General features: G+C 65.7%; 21 protein-coding genes and 1 riboswitch. Of the genes, 11 read left to right on the forward strand and 10 right to left on the reverse strand.

What is annotated here, in order from left to right; translation table 11 throughout:
* Window positions 1–4 precede the first annotated feature (4 nt).
* Complete coding sequence (locus JLZ96_RS08440; RefSeq protein ID WP_201009844.1) at window positions 5–1,036, forward strand: low specificity L-threonine aldolase; 1,032 nt, start codon at window positions 5–7, stop codon at window positions 1,034–1,036.
* Between the two features lie 65 nt (window positions 1,037–1,101).
* On the opposite strand, the gene JLZ96_RS08445 is transcribed toward JLZ96_RS08440, so the two are convergent.
* The 5 genes from JLZ96_RS08445 to JLZ96_RS08465 form a co-directional block, all read right to left on the reverse strand.
* Window positions 1,102–2,250, reverse strand: a complete 1,149-nt coding sequence (locus JLZ96_RS08445; RefSeq protein WP_201009845.1) for a pyridoxal phosphate-dependent aminotransferase — start codon at window positions 2,248–2,250, stop codon at window positions 1,102–1,104.
* A gap of 491 nt (window positions 2,251–2,741) precedes the next feature.
* Window positions 2,742–3,578, reverse strand: a complete 837-nt coding sequence (locus JLZ96_RS08450; RefSeq protein ID WP_032374226.1) for a DUF559 domain-containing protein — start codon at window positions 3,576–3,578, stop codon at window positions 2,742–2,744.
* Window positions 3,579–3,842: 264 nt separating this feature from the next.
* The gene (gene purD, locus JLZ96_RS08455; RefSeq protein WP_201009846.1) at window positions 3,843–5,093 is read right to left on the reverse strand and encodes a phosphoribosylamine--glycine ligase; all 1,251 of its coding nucleotides are present in this window, start codon (window positions 5,091–5,093) and stop codon (window positions 3,843–3,845) included.
* A gap of 76 nt (window positions 5,094–5,169) precedes the next feature.
* Window positions 5,170–7,167: a glycosyltransferase family 39 protein gene (locus JLZ96_RS08460; protein ID WP_201009847.1), complete on the reverse strand. Its 1,998-nt coding sequence runs from the start codon at window positions 7,165–7,167 to the stop codon at window positions 5,170–5,172.
* A complete protein-coding gene (locus tag JLZ96_RS08465) occupies window positions 7,164–8,435 on the reverse strand; it encodes a bifunctional glycosyltransferase family 2/GtrA family protein (protein WP_201009848.1) in 1,272 nt (423 codons plus the stop codon). Before JLZ96_RS08465 ends, JLZ96_RS08460 begins: the two co-directional genes overlap by 4 nt.
* A gap of 88 nt (window positions 8,436–8,523) precedes the next feature.
* Here JLZ96_RS08465 and JLZ96_RS08470 point away from each other — a divergent pair, with 88 nt between their 5' ends.
* Window positions 8,524–8,949 carry an HIT family protein gene (locus tag JLZ96_RS08470; protein WP_032381608.1) on the forward strand — a complete coding sequence of 142 codons (426 nt, stop codon included), beginning with the start codon at window positions 8,524–8,526 and terminating at the stop codon, window positions 8,947–8,949.
* Window positions 8,950–8,959: 10 nt separating this feature from the next.
* Here JLZ96_RS08470 and JLZ96_RS08475 read toward each other — a convergent pair whose 3' ends face one another.
* Window positions 8,960–9,484: a helix-turn-helix domain-containing protein gene (locus JLZ96_RS08475; RefSeq protein ID WP_032400093.1), complete on the reverse strand. Its 525-nt coding sequence runs from the start codon at window positions 9,482–9,484 to the stop codon at window positions 8,960–8,962.
* Between the two features lie 74 nt (window positions 9,485–9,558).
* Between JLZ96_RS08475 and JLZ96_RS08480 the strand changes: the two genes are divergently transcribed.
* Window positions 9,559–10,941, forward strand: coding sequence for an MFS transporter (locus tag JLZ96_RS08480; RefSeq protein WP_201009849.1), 1,383 nt, complete (start codon window positions 9,559–9,561; stop codon window positions 10,939–10,941).
* Here the strand turns inward: JLZ96_RS08480 and JLZ96_RS08485 are convergent.
* The gene (locus tag JLZ96_RS08485; protein ID WP_032386393.1) at window positions 10,924–11,580 is read right to left on the reverse strand and encodes a response regulator; all 657 of its coding nucleotides are present in this window, start codon (window positions 11,578–11,580) and stop codon (window positions 10,924–10,926) included. The genes JLZ96_RS08480 and JLZ96_RS08485 overlap by 18 nt on opposite strands.
* Complete coding sequence (locus JLZ96_RS08490) at window positions 11,577–13,241, reverse strand: sensor histidine kinase (RefSeq protein ID WP_201009850.1); 1,665 nt, start codon at window positions 13,239–13,241, stop codon at window positions 11,577–11,579. Before JLZ96_RS08490 ends, JLZ96_RS08485 begins: the two co-directional genes overlap by 4 nt.
* A 169-nt stretch (window positions 13,242–13,410) precedes the next feature.
* On the opposite strand from JLZ96_RS08490, the gene JLZ96_RS08495 reads away from it, so the two are divergent.
* Genes JLZ96_RS08495 through JLZ96_RS08505 form a run of 3 tightly spaced genes read left to right on the forward strand, consistent with a single transcriptional unit; the run spans window position 13,411 to window position 16,342 of the window.
* Window positions 13,411–14,796 (forward strand): CitMHS family transporter, encoded by a 1,386-nt coding sequence (locus JLZ96_RS08495; protein ID WP_032374219.1) that lies wholly within the window; start codon window positions 13,411–13,413, stop codon window positions 14,794–14,796.
* Window positions 14,797–14,831: 35 nt separating this feature from the next.
* Complete coding sequence (locus JLZ96_RS08500; RefSeq protein WP_027495792.1) at window positions 14,832–15,242, forward strand: universal stress protein; 411 nt, start codon at window positions 14,832–14,834, stop codon at window positions 15,240–15,242.
* The gene (locus JLZ96_RS08505) at window positions 15,239–16,342 is read left to right on the forward strand and encodes an AbrB family transcriptional regulator (RefSeq protein WP_052066411.1); all 1,104 of its coding nucleotides are present in this window, start codon (window positions 15,239–15,241) and stop codon (window positions 16,340–16,342) included. The genes JLZ96_RS08500 and JLZ96_RS08505 overlap by 4 nt, the downstream gene beginning before the upstream one ends.
* 5 nt (window positions 16,343–16,347) lie before the next feature.
* Here JLZ96_RS08505 and JLZ96_RS08510 read toward each other — a convergent pair whose 3' ends face one another.
* Together JLZ96_RS08510 and JLZ96_RS08515 are read right to left on the reverse strand one after the other, a co-directional pair.
* Window positions 16,348–17,760 (reverse strand): HAMP domain-containing sensor histidine kinase, encoded by a 1,413-nt coding sequence (locus JLZ96_RS08510; protein ID WP_032374218.1) that lies wholly within the window; start codon window positions 17,758–17,760, stop codon window positions 16,348–16,350.
* Window positions 17,757–18,464: a response regulator transcription factor gene (locus JLZ96_RS08515; protein ID WP_032371592.1), complete on the reverse strand. Its 708-nt coding sequence runs from the start codon at window positions 18,462–18,464 to the stop codon at window positions 17,757–17,759. Before JLZ96_RS08515 ends, JLZ96_RS08510 begins: the two co-directional genes overlap by 4 nt.
* Window positions 18,465–18,615: 151 nt before the next feature.
* Between JLZ96_RS08515 and JLZ96_RS08520 the strand changes: the two genes are divergently transcribed.
* The 5 genes from JLZ96_RS08520 (at window position 18,616) to chvE (ending at window position 22,905) form a co-directional block, all read left to right on the forward strand.
* The gene (locus JLZ96_RS08520; protein ID WP_236253863.1) at window positions 18,616–19,566 is read left to right on the forward strand and encodes a permease; all 951 of its coding nucleotides are present in this window, start codon (window positions 18,616–18,618) and stop codon (window positions 19,564–19,566) included.
* Entirely contained in the window at window positions 19,563–20,297 is a 735-nt protein-coding gene (locus tag JLZ96_RS08525) for a TIGR03943 family putative permease subunit (RefSeq protein WP_201009852.1), read from the forward strand. The genes JLZ96_RS08520 and JLZ96_RS08525 overlap by 4 nt, the downstream gene beginning before the upstream one ends.
* A gap of 45 nt (window positions 20,298–20,342) precedes the next feature.
* Window positions 20,343–20,406: riboswitch (guanidine-III (ykkC-III) riboswitch) on the forward strand.
* A gap of 13 nt (window positions 20,407–20,419) precedes the next feature.
* Complete coding sequence (locus tag JLZ96_RS08530) at window positions 20,420–20,734, forward strand: multidrug efflux SMR transporter (protein ID WP_027495786.1); 315 nt, start codon at window positions 20,420–20,422, stop codon at window positions 20,732–20,734.
* A gap of 32 nt (window positions 20,735–20,766) precedes the next feature.
* Entirely contained in the window at window positions 20,767–21,570 is an 804-nt protein-coding gene (locus JLZ96_RS08535) for a hypothetical protein (protein ID WP_027495785.1), read from the forward strand.
* A gap of 198 nt (window positions 21,571–21,768) precedes the next feature.
* A complete protein-coding gene (gene chvE / locus JLZ96_RS08540) occupies window positions 21,769–22,905 on the forward strand; it encodes a multiple monosaccharide ABC transporter substrate-binding protein (RefSeq protein ID WP_032374214.1) in 1,137 nt (378 codons plus the stop codon).
* The last annotated feature ends 2 nt before the right edge of the window (window positions 22,906–22,907 follow it).

Raw genomic sequence — 22,907 nt, forward strand, 5'->3', positions numbered from 1 at the left:
CGCTATGGAATTGTCAGTGTTCGTGGCTCATCGACCTATCGACCTTCGCTCCGACACCATCACCCGACCAGATTCGATCATGCGACAAGCAATGGCCGACGCCGAAGTGGGCGACGACGTCCTCGATCACGATCCGACGATGGCGGCGCTCGAGGAAAGAGTGGCGGATCTGCTCGGCTTCGAGGCGGCGCTGTGGGTGCCGTCCGGTTCGATGGGCAACATCATCGCGCTGATGCTCCATCTGCAGCGCGGCGATCGATTCCTGGCCCCGGAGCACGCGCACGTCCTGGGCTCCGAGCTCGGCACCGCAGCCTGGTTGGCGGGCGGAATGCCCGAGGCACTTCCCCATGACGGTGGCCCCGGACGCCCCCTTGCGTCGACGGTGCGTGCGGCAGCCGGCGGCGTCGGACCGTACTTCGCCCTGCGGACCACATTGCTCTCACTCGAGAACACACACAATTTCGCCGGCGGTGCCGTGCTAGGACCGGACGAGTGGGCGGAACTCGTTGCTGCCGGACGTGACTCGGGATTGAGAATTCACCTCGACGGGGCTCGGCTGTGGAATGCCGCTGTGGCACTGGATGTTCCGATCGCGTCGTTGACCGCCGGCGCAGACACGGTGCAGGTCTGCCTGAGCAAGGGGCTCGGCGCACCCGTCGGCTCGATGCTCGTCTCCGATGCCGCGCGAATCCACGAGGCCCGGCGTGTGCGAAAGATGTTGGGCGGCGGCGTGCGTCAGGGCGGCGTTCTCGCTGCGGCGGGGCTCGTTGCGCTGGATCGAATCGGCGATCTGGCCGAGGATCACGCCAACGCGTCGACGCTGGCACGCGGCCTTCGTGAACGCGGCTGGGAGGTCGCAGAACCCCAGACGAACATCGTGCTCGCCGCCGTAGCCGATCCTGTTCGAACGGTGACCGAGCTGGCCGATCTGGGAATCGCCGCCGTCACCGTCGCCGGCAAGGTGCGCTTCGTGACGCATCGCGACGTATCCGTCGCCGACATCGACGAGGTACTGGAGCGGCTGCGCCGCATGTGAGCGCAGTGCTTTCCTGTCGTTCCGCAGGCTCCACTCCTGCCTCGTAGGCTGCTACGAGTTTCCATTCACATGCGACGTAGTCGCTCCAACGCTTCTTCGACGTCGGACGTGGTGCCCGCGAACGAGAATCGCACCGTGTGGTTCCCACGGACGGTGTCGAAGTCGACGCCGGGTGCCAACGCGACACCGGTCTCGGCCAGCACTCGGGCGCACCAACTACGCGAGTCGTCGGTGAGATGCGCGATGTCGGCGTACACGTAGAAGGCACCGTCGGCCGGAGCCAGATCGGTGATACCCAACGCAGGCAAACCGTCGAGCAGGATCCTGCGGTTGACGGCGTACCGCTCGACATGCGAATCCAGCTCGCGGCGCGACTCTTCGGTGAACGCCGCAATGGCTGCCACCTGCGAGATCGCCGGCGGGCAGACCGTCATGTTCGACGCCAAACGTTCGACGGCCCTGCGCAATCGGGCCGGCAGCAGCATCCAGCCCATGCGCCACCCCGTCATCGAGAAGTACTTGGACACCGATCCGATGGCCACGGATTCCTTCGACGTCTCCCAGGCGCTCGACGTGTGCGAGTCGCCGTAGGAGATGCCGTGATAGATCTCGTCGGAGATCAACAGCGTTCCGTGCTCGTCGCACCAGCGCGCGATGGCGGCCAGCTCGTCGGGGTCGATGATCGTGCCGGTGGGATTGGCCGGACTGGCGACGATGAGCCCGGCAGGCGGCTCCGGTAGTTCGTCGAGCATCGCGACAGTGGGCTGGAACCGTGTCTCCTCCACACAATCCAGTTCGACGACGCGACAGCCCAACGCCGCCAACGTGTTTCGATATGCCGGGTACCCCGGCCTGGCCATGACGACGGTATCCCCCGCGTCGAACGCAGCGAGGAACAGCAACGTGAATGCGCCCGACGACCCAGTGGTGATCACCACGTCGTCGGCCTCGACGGTGATGCCGTACCGCGTGCTGTGATAATCCGCGATCGCTTGCCGTAGCGGCAGAATGCCCAGCGTTTCGGTGTACCCGAGCAAATGCGAATCCAGAGCGTCTCGGGTGGCGCGCAACACCGGCCCGGGCGCCCTGGTCGACGGCTGACCTGCGGCAAGCGACAGCACATCACCGTGAGTACGCGCCCGCTCGGCCGCCGCGGCGAACACATCCATCACGTGGAACGGCTCGACCTTCGATCGCTGCGATTCACTGTGCATTCCATCGACACTACTGACTAGAGTGTCCACAATTTCGCGGCAGGCATAGGATTGCGCGGGCCGAACAGGCGAGCTCACTGTCCACAATTCCGCGGCAAGCACGGGATCGCGCCTCCAGCGACAAATAGTGGACACTCAGCACAGTGGAGCCGAACAGGCGAGCTCACTGTCCACAATTTCGCGGCAGGCACGGGATCCCGCCTCCGGCCACACATAGTGGACACTCAGCACAGTTGGGTCGAACAGGTGAGCTGGGTGCCCACAATTCCGCGGCAAGCACGGCATCCCGCCTCCGGCCACAAATAGTGGACACTCAGCACAGTTCGGCCGAACAGGCGAGCTCACTGCCCACAATTCCGCGGCAAGCACGGGATCGCGCCTCCAGCGACAAATAGTGGACACTCAGCACAGTGGAGCCGAACAGGCGAGCTCACTGTCCACAATTTCGCGGCAGGCACGGGATCCCGCCTCCGGCCACACATAGTGGACACTCAGCTCAGTGCCTTCCGGCGACGTCGCACGGTCTCGATGATCTGGCGCACCACGGCGTCGAGGTCGGTCATCACCAGCGCGGCCGAGTATCGCAGCACGAGCCACCCCTCGAGCTGCAGTGCGTTCTGGCGCACACGGTCGTTGGTGAACACCCCCGGCGCGCTGTGGAATTCACGGCCGTCGATCTCGATGATCACCCGGGCTCGACGGTCCAACAGATCGGCGAAGTACTGCCCCACCGCCGCGTTGATCTCGAGAAAGTAGCCTGCCGCGGTGAGTGCGCGGGCCACCAGTCGTTCCGGTTCGGAGAGCGTGCGTGGGCAGCACTGTCGCAGCTGCTTCTTCGCTTCGGTGACTCCTGCCATTCCGGCCGACTTCGCGCATTGCGCCGCCAATCCGCGTTTGCTGACGGACCCGCTGAGCGCTGCGTCGACGAACGGTTCCAGGGCTGCCCCACCGAGTGACGCCGACACGTCGACGATGCACTGCTCGATCGTCACGACAGGGAGGGTGTCGACGAAACTCGTCTCCCGAATGGTTCGACGATACGCGCGCAGCCACGAAGGGCACCGCGCTCGCGTGCTGCGGGGCACGGTGATGTGCACCTGTTCGGGTTCGTCATCGATCAGGTTCCACCACCACGCCGCAGTCAGGTGGCTGAGCACTGCATCCGGTTGCCACAGCGTCGCGGCGACGCATCGGTCGCGGAACGACGGTTCTCCAGTGCAGTAGACGCCCGGCAACAGCCGGGTCAGCGTGCCGACCCTGGCCCGATAGTCGATTGCCCCTGCGCTGACGCCACTGTCGAGTAGTTGCTGTCTCGTGAATACCCCCATGGTCGAACAGCTTTGTGCTCGAGAACTGTTCGCGGGAGCCCGATCCGAGAAATGTGGACAACGCGAATGCCTGTGGACAACTGGGCTCAGCGTCCACTCTCAGCCCCGGCGATCGGGATCCCGTGTGCTATGCCAAATAGTGGACACTCAGCACACCTAGCCCCAGCAACTGGGCTCAGCGTCCACTTTCAGCCCCGACGATTGGGATCCCGTGCACGACGGCAAATAGTGGACACTCAGCACACCTGCTTTGCGTGCATCGACCTACAGCGAGATGCGCCCTTCCACGGCAGCCAGTCCGATGTCGGTGCGGAAGTGACTGCCGGGCAGGCGGATTCCCGCAATCCGGGAGTACGCATCGTCGCGGGCGGCGGTGAGGTCGAATCCGGTGCCGACCACACTCAACACGCGTCCGCCCGCGGAGACGACCGCGCCGTCCTTCACAGCGGTGCCGGCATGCAGGACGCCTTCGCCCGCGGAGCCGAGGATCTCGTCACCGGTGCGGGGGCGACCGGGGTAGTTCTCGGCGGCGATGACGACGGTGACCGCCGCGCCGTCCCTCCAGCGCAGAGGTGGCAGTGACGCCAGCGTGCCGGTGGCCGTCGCATTCAGCGCCTCGCCGAGCGGCGACTCCAGCAAGGCCAGCACCGCCTGTGTCTCGGGATCACCGAAGCGACAGTTGAATTCGACGACGGCCGGCCCGTCGGCACCCATCGCGAGACCGGCGTACAGCAGACCCGAGAACGGCACGCCACGCTTCACCATCTCGGCGGCAACGGGTTTCACCACGTCACGGACGATCTCGTCGACCGCACCGTCGGGCAACCATGGGAGTGGGGTGTACGCGCCCATGCCACCGGTGTTGGGGCCGGTATCTCCGTCGCCGACGCGTTTGTGGTCCTGCGCGGGCAGCAGCGGAACCACGGTCTCGCCGTCGACGAGGCAGAACAGGGACACCTCGGGGCCGTCGAGGAACGACTCGAGCAGTACCGGGTGACCGTTTTCGAGGAGTTCTGCGGCGTGATCGCGGGCGACGAGGCGGTCGGTGGTGACGACGACGCCTTTGCCTGCGGCGAGTCCGTCGTCCTTGACGACCCAGTTGGGGCCGAATCGGTCGAGGGCGGCATCGAGCAGTGCGGGCGAGTCGACTATTTCGCTGTGTGCGGTTCGCACGCCTGCCTTTGCCATGACGTCTTTGGCGAAAGCCTTGGATCCTTCGATGCGTGCGGCGTCGGCCGACGGGCCGAACGTGGCGATGCCGGCCTCGCGCAGAGAATCGGCCACTCCGAGAACCAGGGGCACCTCGGGCCCGATGACGACGAGGTCCACCTCGAGCTTCGTGGCCAGTGCTGTCACCGCCTCACCGGATGCCACGTCGACGGCGTGCTGTTCGGCGAGCGTGGCCGTGCCTGCATTGCCGGGAGCGACGAACAGCTTGTCGACCGACGGGTCGGCCTTCAACGCAAGTAGAAGGGCGTGCTCACGAGCACCGGAACCTATGACGAGTACGCGCACAGTGCATCAGACTATCTGCTCGACGCCGACAGGCCCCGCACCTGTCGTGATGCGGGGCCCGTCGGGGATGGCGAGATTACTGTGTCAGGTCGTACAGCGTGACGTTGTCGACGGTGGTCGCGGTGAAGTTCTCGGTCACCCATGCCGAGATTTCGGCCGAGGAACCCGACTCCCTGCCGCCCATACCGCCGCCTCCGATGAAGTAGTGGATTCGGCCGTCGGCCACGTACTGCTGGAACTCGGCCAGCGTCGGCGACGGGTCGGTTCCGTTGAAGCCGCCCACGGGCATGACGGGATCCTCGGTGGCCAGTTGATAACCCGCCGCGGTGTTGGCACCGATGGCCGCCGCCACCCAGGTGTACGAGCCGGCGTCCTGTTCGAGCATCGCGGTGACCTCGGCGGTCGGGGTGCTGCCCTCGAGCAGACCACCCATACCGCCACCCATGCCGCCCATCTCGGCACCGCCCGGCAGCTGGCCGGCCTGACCCGGGAGTCCCGCCGGTGGCTGCATTCCGGCCGGCATCTGTGCACCGGGAGGCAGCTGCATTCCACCCGGCAGACCACCCTGCCCGCGCCGGCCCTCACCCATGCCGCCGAATCCGCGCATACCGGTGTTCGGCCCGGCGGACACGATCGATCCGGTGTGCGGGGTGCCGATCGTGTCCACCGCGTACGCCGTCGGCCCGGCCAGTCCGGCGAACATCACCGCGAGAATCGCGACCGCGGCGAGCCTGCCGCGAGTGAGGGCCGGAATCAGCAGAGCCACCACCGCCACCACACCGACGACCAGGATCGCCCACTTCAGCCACGGCACGAAGCTCGCGCTACGGCCGAGCAGCACCCACGCCAGTGCGACGGTCGACGCCACCGCGAGCGCCATCGCGATCCGGACCCACAACCGCTGTCGTTCGCGCCACAGCATCACACTGCCGATACCCACGAGCGCAGCGACGGCAGGCGAGAGTGCGACCGTGTAATACGAGTGGAAGATGCCGGCCATGAAGCTGAACGTCAGACCGGTGACGAGCAGCCATGCGCCCCAGACGATCAACGACGCGCGTTGCGCATCGGTGCGAGGGGCTTTGCCTCGCAACACCAGTCCCGTCACCAGCAGCAACAATGCGGCAGGTATGAGCCAGGCGATCTGGCCGCCCTGGGAGGCGTCGAACATGCGGAGGATGCCGGTCTCGCCCCACATCGACCCGCCGCCACCACCGCCGCCCGGGGTGACGCTGCCGGTCTCGTTGCCACTGAGTCGACCCAACCCGTTGTAGCCGAGAGTCAGTTCCAGAATCGAATTGTTCTGCGAGCCACCGACCCACGGCCGCGAGGATGCCGGCCAGAATTCGACGATCAGCAACCACCAACCGGCCGAGACGATCATGGCTCCGAGTGCGGCGAACAGTTGCAGCACTCGAGTGCCGAGTTTGGGCGGCCCGGCGATCAAGTACGTCAAGGCCAGCGGCGGTACGACGAGCATCACCTGAAGCTGCTTGGTGAGAAAGCCGAATCCGACGAACATACCGGTGATCAACAGCCACTTGGTCTTTCCCGATTCGACGCCTCGCAACATGGCCCAGACGGCGGCGATCATCAGTAGCACCAGCAACGCGTCGGGATTGTTGAACCGAAACATCAGTGCGGCAACGGGAGTCAGCGCCAGCACCAGTCCGGCGAGCAGCCCGGCGGCCGCACCGAATCGGCGGACGACGACGGCTCGTAGCAGCGCAACGGAGGCGACTCCGAGGAGCGCCTGAGGCACCAGCATCGCCCAGGTGTTCAGGCCGAACACCCGCACCGACAACGACATCAGCCACAGTGACATCGGCGGCTTGTCGACGGTGATGGAGTTGGCCGCGTCGGAGGACCCGAAGAAGAAGGCCTTCCACGACACCGAACCTGCTTGTATCGCTGCGGAATAGAACGAGTTGGCCCAACCCGAAGCACCGAGTCCCCAGATGTATGCCACGCCGGTGCCGATCAACAGAGTGATCAACCCGAGAAGTTCCCACCGCCGGGAGGTCGCCGGCTCGGTCGGCGCGGCCGCGGACGGCCGTTCGATCGTCGTGGTCATCGGTTCTCCCCCGAAGGATCGGACACCGAAAGATCGGACTCCGAAAGATCGGACTTCGGACTACGGAAGACCCACCGCAGTGCGACGAATCGGCACACGGTGGCAACGAGATTGGCGACGACGAGAACGGCCAGTTCGATGTGCCGCGACACGTCCGGGGACCAGGCGTGCAGTATCGCGAGCGAGCCGCTCGTCATCAGCAGCGCGAAGCCGAAGATCGCCAGACCCTGCAGCTGATGCTTGCCCGCGCCCGCGGGCCCTCGGACGCCGAAAGTGAAGGCGCGGTTGGCCGCAGTGTTGAGTACCGCGGTGATCAGCAGTCCCGCGAAGTTCGCGGCCTGTGCCCCGATCATGGGATGCAGCACCAGATACAGCAGTGCGTAGGCCACGGTGCTCGCGACACCGATGATGCCGAATCGCACCAGCTGGCCGATCATTCCGTGCGGTACACCGGCCACGAGCGGCTCCCGTCCCAGGCTTCGACGCAGTTCGGCGACGGGGAGCATTCCGGTCGCAAGGGCACGACCGACGCGCCAGCATCCCTGCAGATCCTTCACGGCGGTATCGAGGAGGTGGACGCTGCTGTCGGGGTCGTCGACCCAATCGACCGGCACCTCGTGAATCCGTAGGCCGACCTTCTCGGCGATGACGAGCAGCTCGGTGTCGAAGAACCATCCGGTGTCTTCGACGAGTGGAAGCAACTGGCGAGCAACATCGGTGCGCATCGCCTTGAACCCGCACTGAGCGTCGGAGAAGCGGGCGCGCAGCGAGGTGCGCAGGATGAGATTGTAACTGCGCGATATCAATTCACGTTTCACTCCGCGAACGACCCGGGACGACCGGTTCAGCCGAGAACCGATGGCGAGGTCCGAGTGACCCGACAGCAGTGGAGCGACGAGCGGCATGAGGGCGTTGAGATCGGTGGACAGATCGACATCCATGTAGGCAACGACGTCGGCGTCGGACGCGAGCCACACCGCTTTGAGTGCCCGCCCGCGTCCCTTCTCGTCGAGATGATGAACCCGAACTCCGTCGATCTCGTCGGCGAGCCGATGCGCCACCGCAAGGGTGCCGTCGGTACTTGCGTTGTCGGCGATGGTGATCCGCGACCGAATCGGGATCCTCTCCTCGAGATGCTCGTGCAGTCGACGAATGCACTGCTCGAGATCCGCCTCTTCGTTGTACACCGGGATGACCACCTCGAGCGTGGCCGTGGCGTTCGAGCCGGGCCTGTGGCCTGCTGCTCGGGCGAGGTAGTTCGTTGTCATGAGGCAACACTCGTGTGTGCAGCTGGACCCACGCTGCGACGAACCTGGCAATCACCTGGGAGACGCCCCAATAAGGCATTCTGTCCCCATGGCTTCTATTTTCAGCAAGATCATCGCAGGCGAGATTCCCGGACGGTTCGTCTGGCAGGACGACGACGTCGTGGCGTTTCTGACGATTGCCCCCGTCACTCAGGGTCACACGTTGGTGGTTCCGCGTGCGGAGATCGATCAGTGGCAGGACGTCGACGGTGCCGTGTTCGCCAAGATCACTGCCGTCGCGCAGATCATCGGTCAGGCTGTCAGGACGGCGTTCGACGCGCCCAGGGCCGGCCTGTTGATTGCCGGACTCGAGGTGCCGCACCTGCATCTGCACGTGTTTCCGGCGTACGACATGGGCAATTTCGATATCTCCGGTGCGGATCCGAACCCGTCCGCGGAGTCACAGGACGATGCTGCCGACAAGCTTCGAGCAGCGCTACGCCACCTCGGGCACGAGGCTCACGTCCCTAACTGATGCGCCTCGCTCAGCGCAGGGGCGTCAGCAGCCGTCGGCGCGTTCGTAGCTGCGTCGATACCGCGTCGGATCGGTTGTCCGGGTCGTAACCCGGTCCGATGTCGGTATCGATGTCGCGTGGGCCGGGTGCGACGCCACACTCGGGGCACAGTCCGAGCGGTCCCAGATCTGTCCCGCAGGTCGCATGCAGAAATCGGCGACGTGTGCCCGTGGGCTTCGGGTTCTGTTCCTCGCCCCAGTAGCTCAGGGCGTAGACGGCCGGCCACAGTCCTTCGAGGGCGTGCGTCGGGACGTAGTCGTCGTGGCCGCCGCCGTGGGCTCGGGCTTGCCGGTCGAGCAGTCCGGCGTCGACCAGGGTGCCGAGCCGTTGAGCCAGGACTGCCTTGGAAATGTCGAGGTGGACCTGGAAGTCGCCGAAGCGTCGGACCCCGAAGAAGCTGTCGCGGACGATGAGCATGGTCCAGCGCTCGCCGACGAGTTCGAGCGCGCGGGCCAAGGGGCAGTCCTGGCGGGCGTAGTCGGTTCCGAGTGCCATGCGCCGATCGTACAGTCTGTTGACCGAACCAAGCTGGCCGTTTACAGTTCGATCACCAGACCAGAGAGACGACGATGACCGACACTGCACCTACACCCGCCGGCACGACGAACGGCACCCGCGCACTGGCCGTCGCCGCATCCGGCACCTTGTTGACGCTGATGGCGTTCACCGCTCCGCTCGCGACGATCAACAGCACCGCGCTGGACCTGATGTCGGACGCGGCGGGACGGACCTGGATTCTGAGCTCGATGAGCATCGGTCTCGCCGCCGCGTTGCTCACCACCGGCACCGTCGCAGACGACTTCGGCCGTCGCCGCACCTTCGTACTCGGAGCAGTCGTCCTGGCCGTCGGCGCAATCGTTTGTGCCGTCTCTCCCAACACCCTCATCTTCGTGCTGGCCCGCATCCTGCAAGGCCTCGGCGGCGCGGCGGTCGTCGCATCGAGCCTCGGCATCATCGCGCACACTCACCCCGCCGGGCCGGTGCGCGCCAAGGCCAGCGGAGTCTGGGGTGCCAGCGTGGGGGCCGGTATCGCGCTCGGACCGCTACTCGCCGCGCTCCTCGACCGGTGGGCCAGCTGGCGTGAGGCGTATGTGGTCCTCGCGATCGCCACTCTCGTGCTCGCCGTCGTCGCGCAGCTGCGCGTCGAAGAATCCATGTCCGACGCCCCGCGCGGCCTCGATCCGGTCGGCGCGGTGCTGTTGGCCACGGGCATCGGCGCACTGCTGGCCGCGCTGGTCGAGGGACGGCAGGGGTGGACCGCCGTGACTCCCATCGTGTTGTTCGTTCTCGCCTCCCTCCTGCTGCTGGCCTTCGTCGCGCTCGAATTACGCAGTGCGAGCCCGATGCTCGATCTCATGTTGTTTCGGCATCCACCGTTTCTCGCCGCCACGGTCGCCGCCCTGGCCACGGGCGGCGGGATCATCGCACTGATGTCGTACATGGCCGGGTTCGTGGGCACCGCTCTGGGCATCGATGCGCTCGGGGCAGCGATTCTGCTGTTCGCGTGGTCTGCGACCTCGGTCGTCACCGCCCTGCTGGCTCGGCGAATCCCGGCCGCCGTCAGCGGCCGCACCCAGCTCGCCGCGGGCCTGATCGGAGTGGCAGTGGGCATGGTGATGTTGACGGGCCTCGCCGCGGACGCCGACTGGCCTCGGCTGCTGCCGGGACTGCTCGTGGCGGGCGTCGCCAGTGGCGTCCTCAACGCCGCGCTGGGACGCGAGGCCGTGGCCAGCGTCCCGCCCGGACGCGGCGGTATGGGCAGCGGGGCCAACAACACCGCGCGCTACGTCGGATCCGCTATCGGGGTCACCGTCGTTGCTGTGGTTGCCGTGCCTGCCGGCGATCATGCCGCGGCAGCTCTGGTCACGGGCTGGAACACCGCGGCTCTGCTCACCGCGGCCATTTCGCTCGTCGGAGCTGCGGTCGTGGCGATGTCACGCACCCGGCGGTAGCGAGTACTCCTGCTCGGGACGCCCGGTCGATCCGTACCGCAGTTGCATTCGCAACCGACCCTTGGACACCAGGGTGGCCAGATACCGCTGGGCCGTCGCTCGCGAAATGCCGATGGCTGCAGCGACTTCTCCGGCCGACATCGGCTCCGCCGTTCCGCGCACCGCGTCGAGCACCAGGTCGCGGGTGACCGACTGCGAGGCCGGTAACGGAGCCGCAGCGCGCGGGCGGAGGGCGTCGAGCCCACCGTCGATGTCCGTCTGAGTCAGTTCGTCCGTGCGGTCGAGCGCGCCGCGGTATGCGAGATACCCGGTGAGGCGATCGACCAGCGCCGAGCGTGGAAACGGCTTGATCAAATACGTCCATGCGCCCGCGGTCATCGCCGAGCGCACCGTGTGCTGATCCGCAGCAGCGGAGAGCACCACGGCGTCACACGGCAGTTCTCGCACCAGGTCGATACCGGACCCATCCGGCAGATAGACGTCCACCAGTGCCAGGTCGAACGACTGTGTCGTCAGCAGCTCGCGCGCCTGGGCGATACTCGTCGCCACTGCGGCCACTTCGTACTGGTCGAGCGAATTCACCAGTGCGGCATGCAGATCTGCGACCCGGAAGTCGTCGTCGACGACGAGAACTTTCATTGCGTCACCTCTTCGATCAGTAGTGCGTCGGGAATCGAGGCGATGAACACTGCGCCCCCGCGATCGTTGTCGGCCGTGATCTGCCCGCCGGCATCGGCCAACGTCACCTCTCCGCCACGGGTTCGCGCGATCTGTCGGCTCAGTGCCAGTCCCACGCCTCGACCACCCGGCGTGTCCGCCGTCGATTTCGTCGAGACTCCCTCGACGAACACCTGCTCGGGTGCCAACGCAACGCCGTCACCCGAATCGACGACGACGATATGCAGGGTCGAATCCTCCTGCACCAGCTCGACTTCCACTTCGGCAGGTCGACGTGCACCGAGCCGTGCCGCATCGATCGCGTTGTCGATCAGGTTGCCCAGCACGGTAGTGACATCCACCGGTCCGACCAGTTCTCCACCGACCCAGGTGTTCTCCCCCAACACCAGTCGCACGCCACTCTCGCGCGCGTGTGCCGCCTTGGCCGTGAGGAAGGAACGTAGGTAGGCGTCGGAGACCGCATCGATGCCCTCGACCGCCTCCGATCTCGGTCCGACACCGAGAATCTCGTCGATGTACTCCGACGCACGATCGGGGTGGCCCTCGTGCAGCAGCCCACTGACCAGATGCATCCGGTTGGCGAACTCGTGTCGCTGGGCGCGCAGCACCGCGGACATCGACTGCACCGCGTCGAGTTGACGCGTCAGTGCCTCCACGTCCGTTCGATCGCGCACGGTGAGTACCGTCCCCAGATCTCGATTGTCACGCAACACCTTTCGCGCCGCCGCGATGACGACGACCTCGTCGACGGCCGCGAGTACCGGCTCGCCCGTCGGCATCTCGATGACCTCGAGCAATCTTGGCGTCAGACCGATGTCCTCCACGCGCATTCCCGGCTTCCCCTCGATCGAGAGCAAGGTGCGCGCCTCGTCGTTGACGACGGTGACGATGCCGTCCGGATCGACGGCCACCACGCCTTCGCCGATGCCGTGCAGCACCGCCTCCTGCTCGCGCACGAGCTCGGCGAGTTCCTCGGGTTCGAGGCCCAGGGTCAGCCGCTTCCACCTGCGCGCCAGCAGGATCGAGCCCAGCACACCCAACAGCAGGACTGCGCCGGTGACCAGTGCGCCGTTGATCAGATCCTTCACCAGCTCGGTTCGCACTGCCGTCGTGGAGATTCCGACGCTCACTTCGCCGATCACGACGTCTGCCGAGCCCGGAGCCAGGATGGGCACTTTGGCACGGACGGAGTCGCCCAGCGTGCCGCGTTGGGATTCGACGACCTCGTTGCCCGCCAACGCACCGGACGGATCGGTGCTCACCCGTTGTCCCAGGACGGTCGGATCCGGATGTGCCAGGCGCAGTCCCCGGTCGTCGGTGATGACGACGAACAGTGCATCGGTGCGCTCCCGGGCGCTTTCGCCCGTCCGTTGCAGCGCACCGCCTGCCAGCACTCCGGCCGGCGCAGCATCGGTTCCGGCGGTGTCCGCGGCCGAGAACTGCCCCACGAGCGAACGCACCTCGGGGTCGGAGGCCACGGTCCGCGCGACCGCGAGTGCCCGCTCGCCATACTCCTCGCTGGCCTGTTCGCCGCTACTGATCGCAAATACTCCGAACGCCACTGCCAGCGCCACCGCAACCAACGCGGCCTGCAGCAGCAGCACTTGAGTCCTCAATCGCACCAGCCAAGGCTAGAGCGAGAGCTGCTCGAGCACAATGCGCAAAAGGCTCTTTACGTTGCTTGCGCGGGTAGTGCGCACAACGGCGAACATGTGATGCCGGTTACGTAACTTCAGTCACAACACGTAGTCCAACCGGACCCACCTCACACATTTCGAGAAGGAGTGCACGATGTTGGTGATACTCGGCTTCCTCATGGTAGCCGCCTTCATGTTCTTGATCTTGACCAAGAGAGCCACGCCCGTCGTCGCACTCACCCTCGTCCCCGTCATCTTCGGTCTGCTGGCCGGCGCGGGACTCGGCATCGGTGACATGATCACCGACGGCATCAAGTCCCTCGCTCCCACCGCGGCCCTGCTGTTCTTCGCGATCATCTTCTTCGGAATCATGATCGACGTCGGACTGTTCGACCCACTGGTGCGCGGCATCCTGCGTGTCGTACGCAACGACCCGATGAAACTCGTTGTCGGAACGGCCATTCTGGCCATGGTCGTCTCGCTCGACGGCGACGGCTCGACCACTTTCATCATCGTCACGTCCGCACTGCTGCCGCTCTACCTGAAACTCGGTGTCAGCCCGGTCATTCTGACGGTCGTCGCCGGACTCGCCAACGGCACGATGAACATCATCCCGTGGGGCGGCCCGACGGTTCGCGCTGCATCCGCTCTGGGAATCTCCCCGTCCGACGTGTTCGTTCCGATGGTTCCGTCGATGATCGTCGGCCTGATCATCGTGCTGCTCTTCGCCGTTCACCTCGGCATCATGGAGCGTCGACGCATCGGCAAGCTGATCTACGAACCCGAACTTGTTTCCTCGGGCGGCGGCGGAAGCATCCGCAAGGGCGGCAAGGGAACCGGCGGAGCGGGAACCGGCGGATCGGACGGCTCCGGCGAATCGGGTCAATTCTTCGACGGTCTCGACCCCAATCGCGACACGCTGCGCCCGAAGTTGCTCTGGTTCAACGCTGCTCTGACGGTCGTTCTCCTCGTCATCCTGGTCATGGACATTCTTCCCATCCCGGTGCTGTTCATGATCGCTGCCTCGATCGCGCTGACGGTCAACTTCCCGAAGGTCAAGGAGCAGGGCGACGCGATCGCTCGGCACTCGTCCTCCATCGTCTCCGTCGTCGCCATGGTGCTCGCCGCAGCAATCCTGACGGGCGTCTTCCAGGGCACCGGCATGGTCGAGGCCATGGCCGAGTGGCTGCTCAACGTCATCCCGCCGGGAATGGGCCCGTACCTGGCCGTCATCACCGGCATCCTGAGCATCCCGCTGACGTTCTTCATGACCAACGACGCGTTCTACTTCGGCATCCTGCCGGTGCTCACCGAGACCGCCGAGAAGTACGGCATCGACCCGGTCGAGATGGCCCGTGCCTCGATCACCGGTCAGCCCGTCCACCTGCAGAGCCCGCTGGTTCCGGCCATCCTGCTCCTGGTGACCCTGGCCGGAGTCTCGCTGGCCGATCACCACAAGAAGGTGTTGTGGCGAGCGGTGGTCGTCTCCCTCGCAATGCTGGCGGTCGGCATCGTCCTCGGTCAGATTCCGTTCGGCTGATCCCTCACCCCCACCTTCCTGAAAGAGACACCGTCATGACTGTTGGCGTACTGCACAACAACTCACCCGAGGGCCGCGCAGCACTCGCGGCCGCCGTTCGAGAAGCTCGGATCAGAGAGACCGATCTGGTCGTCCTGCACGCACTGTCGGGATCGGCCGAGCCGTCCGCCGAGGCAGGCGAAACCGCTGCGGTCTCCACCTCAGTAGAGACCGCCTTGGCCGACATCGACAACGCCGAGGCCGTGGCCTGGACCGTGGCGGTGGGTCGCCCCGATCCCGACGCCGTGAACACTCTGCTGACTCTGGTGGAGGAGCAGAAGTCCGAGATCCTCGTCGTCGGCTCCCGGCACCGCTCGGCAGTCGGCAAGTTCCTGATGGGACAGACGATTCAGCGCCTGCTGCTCGAAATTCCGGTTCCGGTTCTACTGGTCAAGTCCGGAGCGTGATCGTTGCCGACAAGGTGACGACCGTAGTGCGGCACAGCCTCCGATGGATCGGCCTCGCGGCCGTATCCCTCGGGGGCTGGGCCCTTTTCGCGAGTCTGGGCCTCACCGCGCCGTCGCTGTTCGCCGCACTCGTCGTCGCCGTGGTGTTCGCATTGACCGGGTTGGGTCCGGCCGCGGTCCCCCGTCCCGCGTCCATGGCAGCGCAGGGCACGCTGGCGGTGACGATCGGACTCATGCTCGACACCGACACTCTCGCTGCGCTGGGAGAGAACTGGCTTCCCGCGGTCACCGTCGGGTTGGCGACCCTGATCGTCAGTGCCGGCTGCGGCGCCCTGCTGGCACTGCACCGCGACGTCGATCCGGTGACCGGAGCACTGTCTCTGATTGCCGGTGGCGCAACAGGTCTGGTGTCGGTCGCCCGCGAGCTCGGCGGCGACGAGCGCATCGTCGCCGTGGTCCAGTATCTCCGCGTGGCGTTGGTGGTCGTCACGATGCCGTTGATCGTCACCTTCGCTTTTCACACCGACACCGGTGGCACGTCCGGTACCGACGAGGCGTCGACGACACCGTGGTACATCGGCACGGCCTTTCTGATCGGTGCCGTCGTCGTCGGAATCCTGCTCGCGAAGACGATCCGACTCCCCGCCCCCGCCACGCTCGGACCGCTGATCGTCGCCGGAGCCTGCGAGCTACTCGGCTGGCCCGTAGACATCTCCGTCCCGGAAGTACTGCTGCCGCTGGCGTTCATCGTCATCGGATGGCAAGCAGGACTTGCCTTCACCGTCGCCAGCCTGCGGGCCATCGGACGCATCTTCCCGTGGGCCGCGCTGCTCGTACTCACGATCGGTCTGATCTGCGCACTCCTGGGCTGGGCACTGTCCGCCGTCACCGGAGTCAGCATGTTGACCGGTTATCTCGCGACGACGCCCGGCGGACTGGCCGCAGTGCTCGCCGTGTCCGCGACGACGGGATCTGACGTCACGTTCGTCGCCTGCGTTCAGGTGATCCGGCTGGTGTCGATGCTCGTGGCCGCGCCCCTCGCTGCTGCCGCGTACACCAAGATCGCCGAACGCAAGAAGGATCGGTCCATGGCCGGGTGAGCGGATCAGTCTGCAGCCCTGGGTAGTTCGACCCGGAACGTGGCACCCGCGCCTGGAGTACTTCGCACGTCCACGGTCCCGTTGTGGGCGGCGACCAGGGCTGCGACTATGGACAGGCCGAGCCCACTGCCCCCGCTCTCACGGGTCCGGGACGAGTCGGTGCGATAGAAGCGCTCGAAGACGTGAGCTGCTTCCTCCTCACCCAGCCCAGGGCCGGTGTCTTGCACCTCGAGCACCACCGACTCCTCGGTGGTGCCCACGCACACCGTGATCGACGCGGACTCGGGCGTGTGCCGCACTGCGTTCCCCACGAGGTTGGCCAACACCTGACGCAGCCGGGCATCGTCGCCGGCGACCTCCGGAATACCTGGTCCTGCCGATACCTTCAACGAGATGTCGCGTGCGGGCGAGACGGCCTTCGCATCGTGCACGGCATCGGCGGCGATGGTGAGCACGTCGACTCGACGTACCTCGAGGGGACGCTGGGCATCGAGTCGCGCGAGCATGAGCAGATCCTCGACGAGCAGTCCCATGCGCGCCGATTCGCCCTCGATCCGCGTCATCAACAATGCGATGTCGCTCATCGCCCCCTGCCGGTACAGCTCGGCGAATCCCCGGATGGTCGTCAGCGGAGTCCGCAGTTCGTGGCTGGCGTCGGCGACGAACCGACGCATCCGATCCTCGGACGCCCGCGCCGCTTCTTCCGAGGCGGCGGTCGCCGCGAACGCCCGCTGTATCTGCGAGAGCATTCCGTTCAACGCCGCCGACAGTCGACCGACTTCCGTTCTCTCACTGCGGTGGGGCACCCGCCGGTGCAGATCGCCTGCGGCAATCGCAGCTGCCGTCGTCTCCACCTCGCGCAACGGCCGCAGACTGCGCCGCACCACGAAGTACGCCACCACACCCAACACCACCAATACCGCTGCTCCGATGTACAACTGGAGCACCATCAGTCGGCTGACGGTCTGCTGATTGGGACCCAGCGGAATTCCCACAGTGGTGGATCCGTCACTGTTGGTCACCGTCAACACGCGCCACTGTTTCCCTGGGTCGCTCTCGGAGCCGACCGTCGTCGGGCGATCGGCGGTGACACCGGACAGATCCGGAACACTTTCTGCCACATCGTTGATGGGTCCCCGTACGGTGCCGTCGTTCGCCACGGACCGGACGTAGAAATTCGACGGCGGGCGACCAGGATTGGGCTCGCCGATGGGTGGAAGTGGGCGGGAGTCCGGTTGCGCCCAACCCCGAGACGCCTCGACCAACTGCTGATCGAGGCGACGCATCAACGACGTCTCCAACGAGGACGTCACCGCGACACCCGATGCCAGCAGTCCGAGCCCGACCAACAGCAGCAGGGCCGCAACCAGAGTGAAGCGCAGCGGGATGTCCCCCAACCGTGAGCGGAGGCCGGTCACCGCGGCTGCCGCATGACGTAGCCGACGCCCCGCAACGTGTGGATCAATCGGGTATCGCCCGTGTCGACCTTACGACGCAGATACGACACGTAGGACTCCACCACTCCCACCTCACCGCCGAAGTCGTAGTGCCACACGTGATCCAGAATGCGGGGCTTGCTCAGCACCGTTCCGGCATTGACCATGAAGTACCGCAGCAGTGTGAACTCGGTCGGCGAGAGCGAGACCGGCTCGCCTGCCTTCCACACCTCGTGAGTGTCGTCGTCGAGTTCGATGTCCGCGAACGCGACTCGCGACGATTCCGTCTCCTCGGTCCGACCGGACCGGCGCAGAATCACCCGGAGCCGAGCCACCACTTCCTCGAGGCTGAACGGCTTGGTGACGTAGTCGTCCGCGCCGAGCGTCAGACCGGTCACCTTGTCTTCCACGGAATCTCGCGCCGTCAGGAACAACGCCGGAGCATCCACTCCGTCTGCGCGCAGCCTGCGCAGCAGACCGAAGCCGTCCATGCCCGGCATCATGACGTCGAGGATCAGTGCCTCGGGCCGAAAGTTACGCGACTTGTCCAAGGCCTCGGGGCCGGAGGACGCCGTCGCGACCTCGAATCCCTGGAACTTGAGACTGACCGCCAACAGCTCGACGATGGTCGGTTCGTCGTCGACGATCAGTACACGCGCTTCGGGGGTTTCGCTCACGGTGTCCATCATCGCGCGCGTTGCTGCTCATCCGCTGGACTCTCGCTGTGAGGTTGCTGTGAGCCCCGAACGAGAGGGGCCCGAAGAGAGGGCATGATGGAGCGCGATGCACCCTGCGAACGCCGATCGCCGCACGAGGCGCAGGCCGACGGTCACTTCCATGCACGTATTCGCAACTCTGCTCGTGTTGGGCATCGTGACAGGTCCGTACCTCGCCGAGTGGGTCGCCGCCTCCCCTGCCCTGCGAACCGGAGCCACCGTCTTCACCGGGATCTTCGTGCAGGCGACGCCGTTCCTGGTGCTGGGCGTGCTCGTCAGCGGCGGCATCGCCGCGTTCGTCTCCCCGGCCGTGCTTCGACGTGTGGTCCCGAAGAACGAGCCCGCGGCCGTCGGTGTGAGCGGACTCGCCGGAATGGCACTGCCCGGGTGCGAGTGCGGAGCTGTTCCCGTCTCCCGACGGTTGATGGATCAGGGAATGCCGACGTCGGCGGCTCTGGCATTTCTGCTGTCGGCACCGGCGATCAACCCCGTCGTTCTCGTGTCGACTGCGGTGGCCTTTCCGGGTGAGCCGGCGATGGTTCTTGCCCGGTTCCTCGCCTCACTCGCCACCGCTATGGTGATGGGCTGGCTGTGGACGCGATTCGGTAAGGCCGAGTGGATCACCGCGCGGCTGGCGGATCGAGGTCACGATCACGAAGGCTCGAGGTGGGAGACGTTCCGCGAGTCGGCTCGTGCAGACCTGCTGCAGGCCGGGGCGTTTCTGGTGTTCGGTGCCGCGGCAGCCGCGGCCCTGCACCTGGTGATTCCCGACCGGGTGTACGAGCACCTGGCCGGTCAGCTGCTGCTGGCAATCGTGGTGATGGCCGTATTAGCGGTTCTGCTGGCGCTGTGTTCGGAGGCCGACGCGTTCGTCGCGGCCAGTATGTCGATGTTGCCGCTGCTGCCGCGTCTGGTCTTCCTGGTGGTCGGCCCGGCCGTCGATCTGAAGTTGATGGCGATGCAGGCGGGCAGCTTCGGGCGCGGTTTCGTCGTCCGGTTCGCACCACTGACCTTCGTCGTGGCGATCGTGTGCGCCTCGGTCGTCGGCGGATTCCTGATCGGCGCGCGATGAAGCGCGAGGTGCAGAACGTCCTGCTGTTCCTCTTCGGCGGAGCGATCGTGAAGATCTCGCTCGACGGCAGTTTCGTTCGGTACGTCAAACCGTCACTGCATCCGTATCTGCTGATCGCGGGCGTTCTGATCGTCGTCCTCGCGGCAGCCTCGATCGTCGCCGACATCCGGCGCGGTGGGCCGACGGACGGTCACGATCACGACGCGCGCCCGTATTGGCTGCTGCTCGTGCCGATTGCGGTGATCCTCCTCGTCGCCCCGCCCGCGCTCGGTGTCTCGGCGGTCGGCGACCGATCCGTGGACGCCGTCTCGACCCACGAGAAGACACCCTTCCCGCCGTTAACCGACGGGCAGGCCCCCGACGTCCCGTTGCTCGACGTCGTGCAGCGGGCCGTCCGAGATTCGGAGGACAGCCTCGACGGCCGGGAGATCAGTGTCACCGGATTCGCCGTGGCGACCGCGAACGGTGGGTCGCCGCGCGTCGACGGCACAACCGACGGTCTCGATCTCGCCCGTGTCCTGATCATCTGCTGCGCGGCCGACGCGCGGTCCATCCGAATTCACCTGGACTCCAATTCGACTGTCCTCGAGGATGTTCCGGACGGAACCTGGCTGCAGCTCACCGGCACCGTCGACGCATCGACCGCGACCGAAGCCACCGCCTTCACCCCCACGATGACGGTCTCGACGGCCCGGCGCATCGACCCGCCGACGAACACGTACGCGTACTGACACCGGAAAATTCGCGTCCCCGCCGAAGAAAAATTGGTACCGTCGTACAGGTCACTTCCGACAATCGGACGAGGCGCGCCGTACCCGAACAGCGACAAGACGGTGCCGAGAGGTGATTTCTCATGGCATGGCTGATTCTCGTCGTTTCCGGCGTTCTCGAAGCGATCTGGGCGACTGCGCTCGGTAAGTCCGAGGGCTTCTCCAAGCTCGGACCATCGGTCGTTTTCGGTGTCGCGGTGGTGCTCAGCATGATCGGTCTCGCGGTCGCGATGCGGTCGTTGCCCACCGGAACCGCGTATGCGGTGTGGGTGGGAATCGGTGCCACCTTGACCGTGGCGTACGCGATGATCACCGGTGCCGAAGCAGCGTCGTTCCTCAAAGTCGTACTTCTGGTCGGCATCGTCGGCTGCGTTGTGGGACTGAAGGTTCTTCACTGATTTTCCCGGCTACAAGCAGTTACAGTAAAACGATGAACTGGGTGTCAGCGATCACACTGCCCGCACGGGCCGGCTTGGCCATCGCCGAGCAGGCGATCGGCGTCGCAGAGGTCGCGTTGGCGACCACCAGGATGGCGTTGGCCACCGGCGCGTCCGGCACGGCCGGCGTGGCGTCGCTCGCCAATCCGCGCGGCGGCACGATGCAGCTGCTCACCCAGCTCGGCCAGCTCACCTCCGACGACCGCGCGTTGGGCAACGCCCTGAAAGAGGGCGGGCCACTCGACCGCCTGCTCGCCCAGGGCGGCGTCGTCGATCGACTCACGTCCGAGGACGGCACGCTCGAGCGTCTGCTGTCTCCGGGTGGGCCGGTCGAACGCATTCTCGCTCCCGGCGGACCGCTGGACCGACTGCTTGCTGAGGACGGACCGCTCGAGCGGTTGCTCGCCGAAGGCGGTCTTCTGGACAGGATCACCGCCACCAACGGCCCACTCGAACGCCTGACGGCGAAGGACGGTCCGCTCGAGGTGCTGACGCGTCAGGACGGTCTGATCGAACGGGCCATCGCGGAGAACGGCATCCTCGAGACGATGCTGGCCGAGGACGGTGCCGTCGAGCGTCTGACGGCCAAGGGCGGGCCGCTGGACCAGTTGGTCAAACTGTCCGAGACGCTGACGTCCGTGGCTCCGAACATCGAGCGTATGAGTATCTCGATCGACATCCTGCAGGATTCCGTGGAGATCCTCTCGGCGGCGGTGCATCCACTCGGCGAGCTGGTCGGCCGGCTGCCGAGCCGCTGGCTCAAGAGCGGTAAGCAGTCGGTGCACGAGCTGCACTGACGGGCCGCAACTTCGGCGCTTCGCCGAGAGTCGTCGGCGGCAGATGTTAGCGCTCACACTGCTCACGCGGGGTGCAAAAAGAAATCTTTGACAATGCCGATGTTATCGCTCACACTTTCGTTTTGATGTGATGCGAACCACACGGGACCACCCGACGGCCTCCGCTTCACGGTCTACCTCACAACACAGGGAGAAACGATGAAGTTTCGAAAGCTATCCGTGGCTACGGCCGCGGTGGCCCTCACCCTCACGCTCGGTGCGTGCGGATCGAGTACCAAGACCGCAGACGAGGCTCCGGCCGAGGGCGGCAGCACCGCAGGTGCGTTGATCGGTGTCACCATGCCGACGAAGTCCTCCGCCCGTTGGATCGCCGACGGCGACAACCTCAAGAGCGCGTTGGAGGGCCAGGGATACAAGGTCGACTTGCAGTACGCGGAGAACGACATTCCCACCCAGGTCAACCAGATCGAGAACCAGATCACCCAGGGCGCGAAGCTGCTGATCGTGGCCTCGGTGGACGGCACCGCCATCACCACCCAGCTGCAGGAAGCCAAGGACAACGGCATCGGTGTCATCGCCTACGACCGGCTCATCCGCAACTCCCCGGACGTCGACTACTACGCGACGTTCGACAACTACAAGGTCGGCGTCGACCAGGCCACCTCACTGTTGGTCGGCCTCGGGCTGAAGAACGAGGACGGCACCGACAAGGCCGACGCGCCCGCCGGCCCGCTCAACATCGAGGTTTTCGCCGGTTCGCCCGACGACAACAACGCCACCTTCTTCTTCGACGGTGCCATGGAGACCCTGAAGCCGTACCTGGACAAGGGAACTCTGAAGATCGGTAGTGGCGAGTCCGACTTCGGAACCGCTGCCACCCTGCGCTGGGATCCGGCGACGGCACAGAAGCGCATGGAAGACCTGCTGACCAAGACGTACTCCTCGGGCCAGAAGGTTCAGGGCGTGCTCTCCCCGTACGACGGTCTGTCGATCGGAATTCTGTCCGCGCTCAAGAGCAACGGCTACGGAACCGCCGGTCAGCCCTACCCGGTCGTCACCGGACAGGACGCCGAGGTGCCGTCGGTCAAGTCGATCATCGCCGGTGAGCAGTACTCCACGATCTACAAGGACACGCGCCAGCTGGCCGAGGTCACGATCCAGATGGCTCAGGCCATGCTCAACGGTCAAACTCCCGAGACCAACAACACCACCGATTACGACAACGGCGAGAAGGTCGTTCCGGCGTACCTGCTGCAGCCCGAGATCGTCTACAAGGACAACTACGAGAAGCTGCTCGTCGAGGGTGGCTACTACACCGAGGATCAGTTGAAGTGAGT

The sequence above is a fragment of the Rhodococcus sp. NKCM2511 genome (assembly GCF_014905595.1).
Taxonomy (GTDB): Bacteria; Actinomycetota; Actinomycetes; order Mycobacteriales; family Mycobacteriaceae; genus Rhodococcoides; species Rhodococcoides fascians.

What these genes read in the sequence shown, in the direction of transcription:
- JLZ96_RS08470 (WP_032381608.1), top strand. Translation starts at nt 8,524, where the DNA reads ATGGCTTCTATTTTCAGCAAGATCATCGCAGGCGAGATTCCCGGACGG.
- JLZ96_RS08450 (WP_032374226.1), bottom strand. Translation starts at nt 3,578, where the DNA reads ATGGGGGTATTCACGAGACAGCAACTACTCGACAGTGGCGTCAGCGCA.
- chvE (WP_032374214.1), top strand. Translation starts at nt 21,769, where the DNA reads ATGAAGTTTCGAAAGCTATCCGTGGCTACGGCCGCGGTGGCCCTCACC.
- JLZ96_RS08500 (WP_027495792.1), top strand. Translation starts at nt 14,832, where the DNA reads ATGACTGTTGGCGTACTGCACAACAACTCACCCGAGGGCCGCGCAGCA.
- JLZ96_RS08460 (WP_201009847.1), bottom strand. Translation starts at nt 7,167, where the DNA reads ATGACCACGACGATCGAACGGCCGTCCGCGGCCGCGCCGACCGAGCCG.
- JLZ96_RS08525 (WP_201009852.1), top strand. Translation starts at nt 19,563, where the DNA reads ATGAAGCGCGAGGTGCAGAACGTCCTGCTGTTCCTCTTCGGCGGAGCG.
- JLZ96_RS08475 (WP_032400093.1), bottom strand. Translation starts at nt 9,484, where the DNA reads ATGGCACTCGGAACCGACTACGCCCGCCAGGACTGCCCCTTGGCCCGC.
- JLZ96_RS08515 (WP_032371592.1), bottom strand. Translation starts at nt 18,464, where the DNA reads ATGGACACCGTGAGCGAAACCCCCGAAGCGCGTGTACTGATCGTCGAC.
- JLZ96_RS08535 (WP_027495785.1), top strand. Translation starts at nt 20,767, where the DNA reads ATGAACTGGGTGTCAGCGATCACACTGCCCGCACGGGCCGGCTTGGCC.
- JLZ96_RS08495 (WP_032374219.1), top strand. Translation starts at nt 13,411, where the DNA reads ATGTTGGTGATACTCGGCTTCCTCATGGTAGCCGCCTTCATGTTCTTG.
- JLZ96_RS08440 (WP_201009844.1), top strand. Translation starts at nt 5, where the DNA reads ATGGAATTGTCAGTGTTCGTGGCTCATCGACCTATCGACCTTCGCTCC.
- JLZ96_RS08520 (WP_236253863.1), top strand. Translation starts at nt 18,616, where the DNA reads ATGCACGTATTCGCAACTCTGCTCGTGTTGGGCATCGTGACAGGTCCG.
- JLZ96_RS08445 (WP_201009845.1), bottom strand. Translation starts at nt 2,250, where the DNA reads ATGCACAGTGAATCGCAGCGATCGAAGGTCGAGCCGTTCCACGTGATG.
- JLZ96_RS08465 (WP_201009848.1), bottom strand. Translation starts at nt 8,435, where the DNA reads ATGACAACGAACTACCTCGCCCGAGCAGCAGGCCACAGGCCCGGCTCG.
- JLZ96_RS08480 (WP_201009849.1), top strand. Translation starts at nt 9,559, where the DNA reads ATGACCGACACTGCACCTACACCCGCCGGCACGACGAACGGCACCCGC.
- JLZ96_RS08485 (WP_032386393.1), bottom strand. Translation starts at nt 11,580, where the DNA reads ATGAAAGTTCTCGTCGTCGACGACGACTTCCGGGTCGCAGATCTGCAT.
- JLZ96_RS08530 (WP_027495786.1), top strand. Translation starts at nt 20,420, where the DNA reads ATGGCATGGCTGATTCTCGTCGTTTCCGGCGTTCTCGAAGCGATCTGG.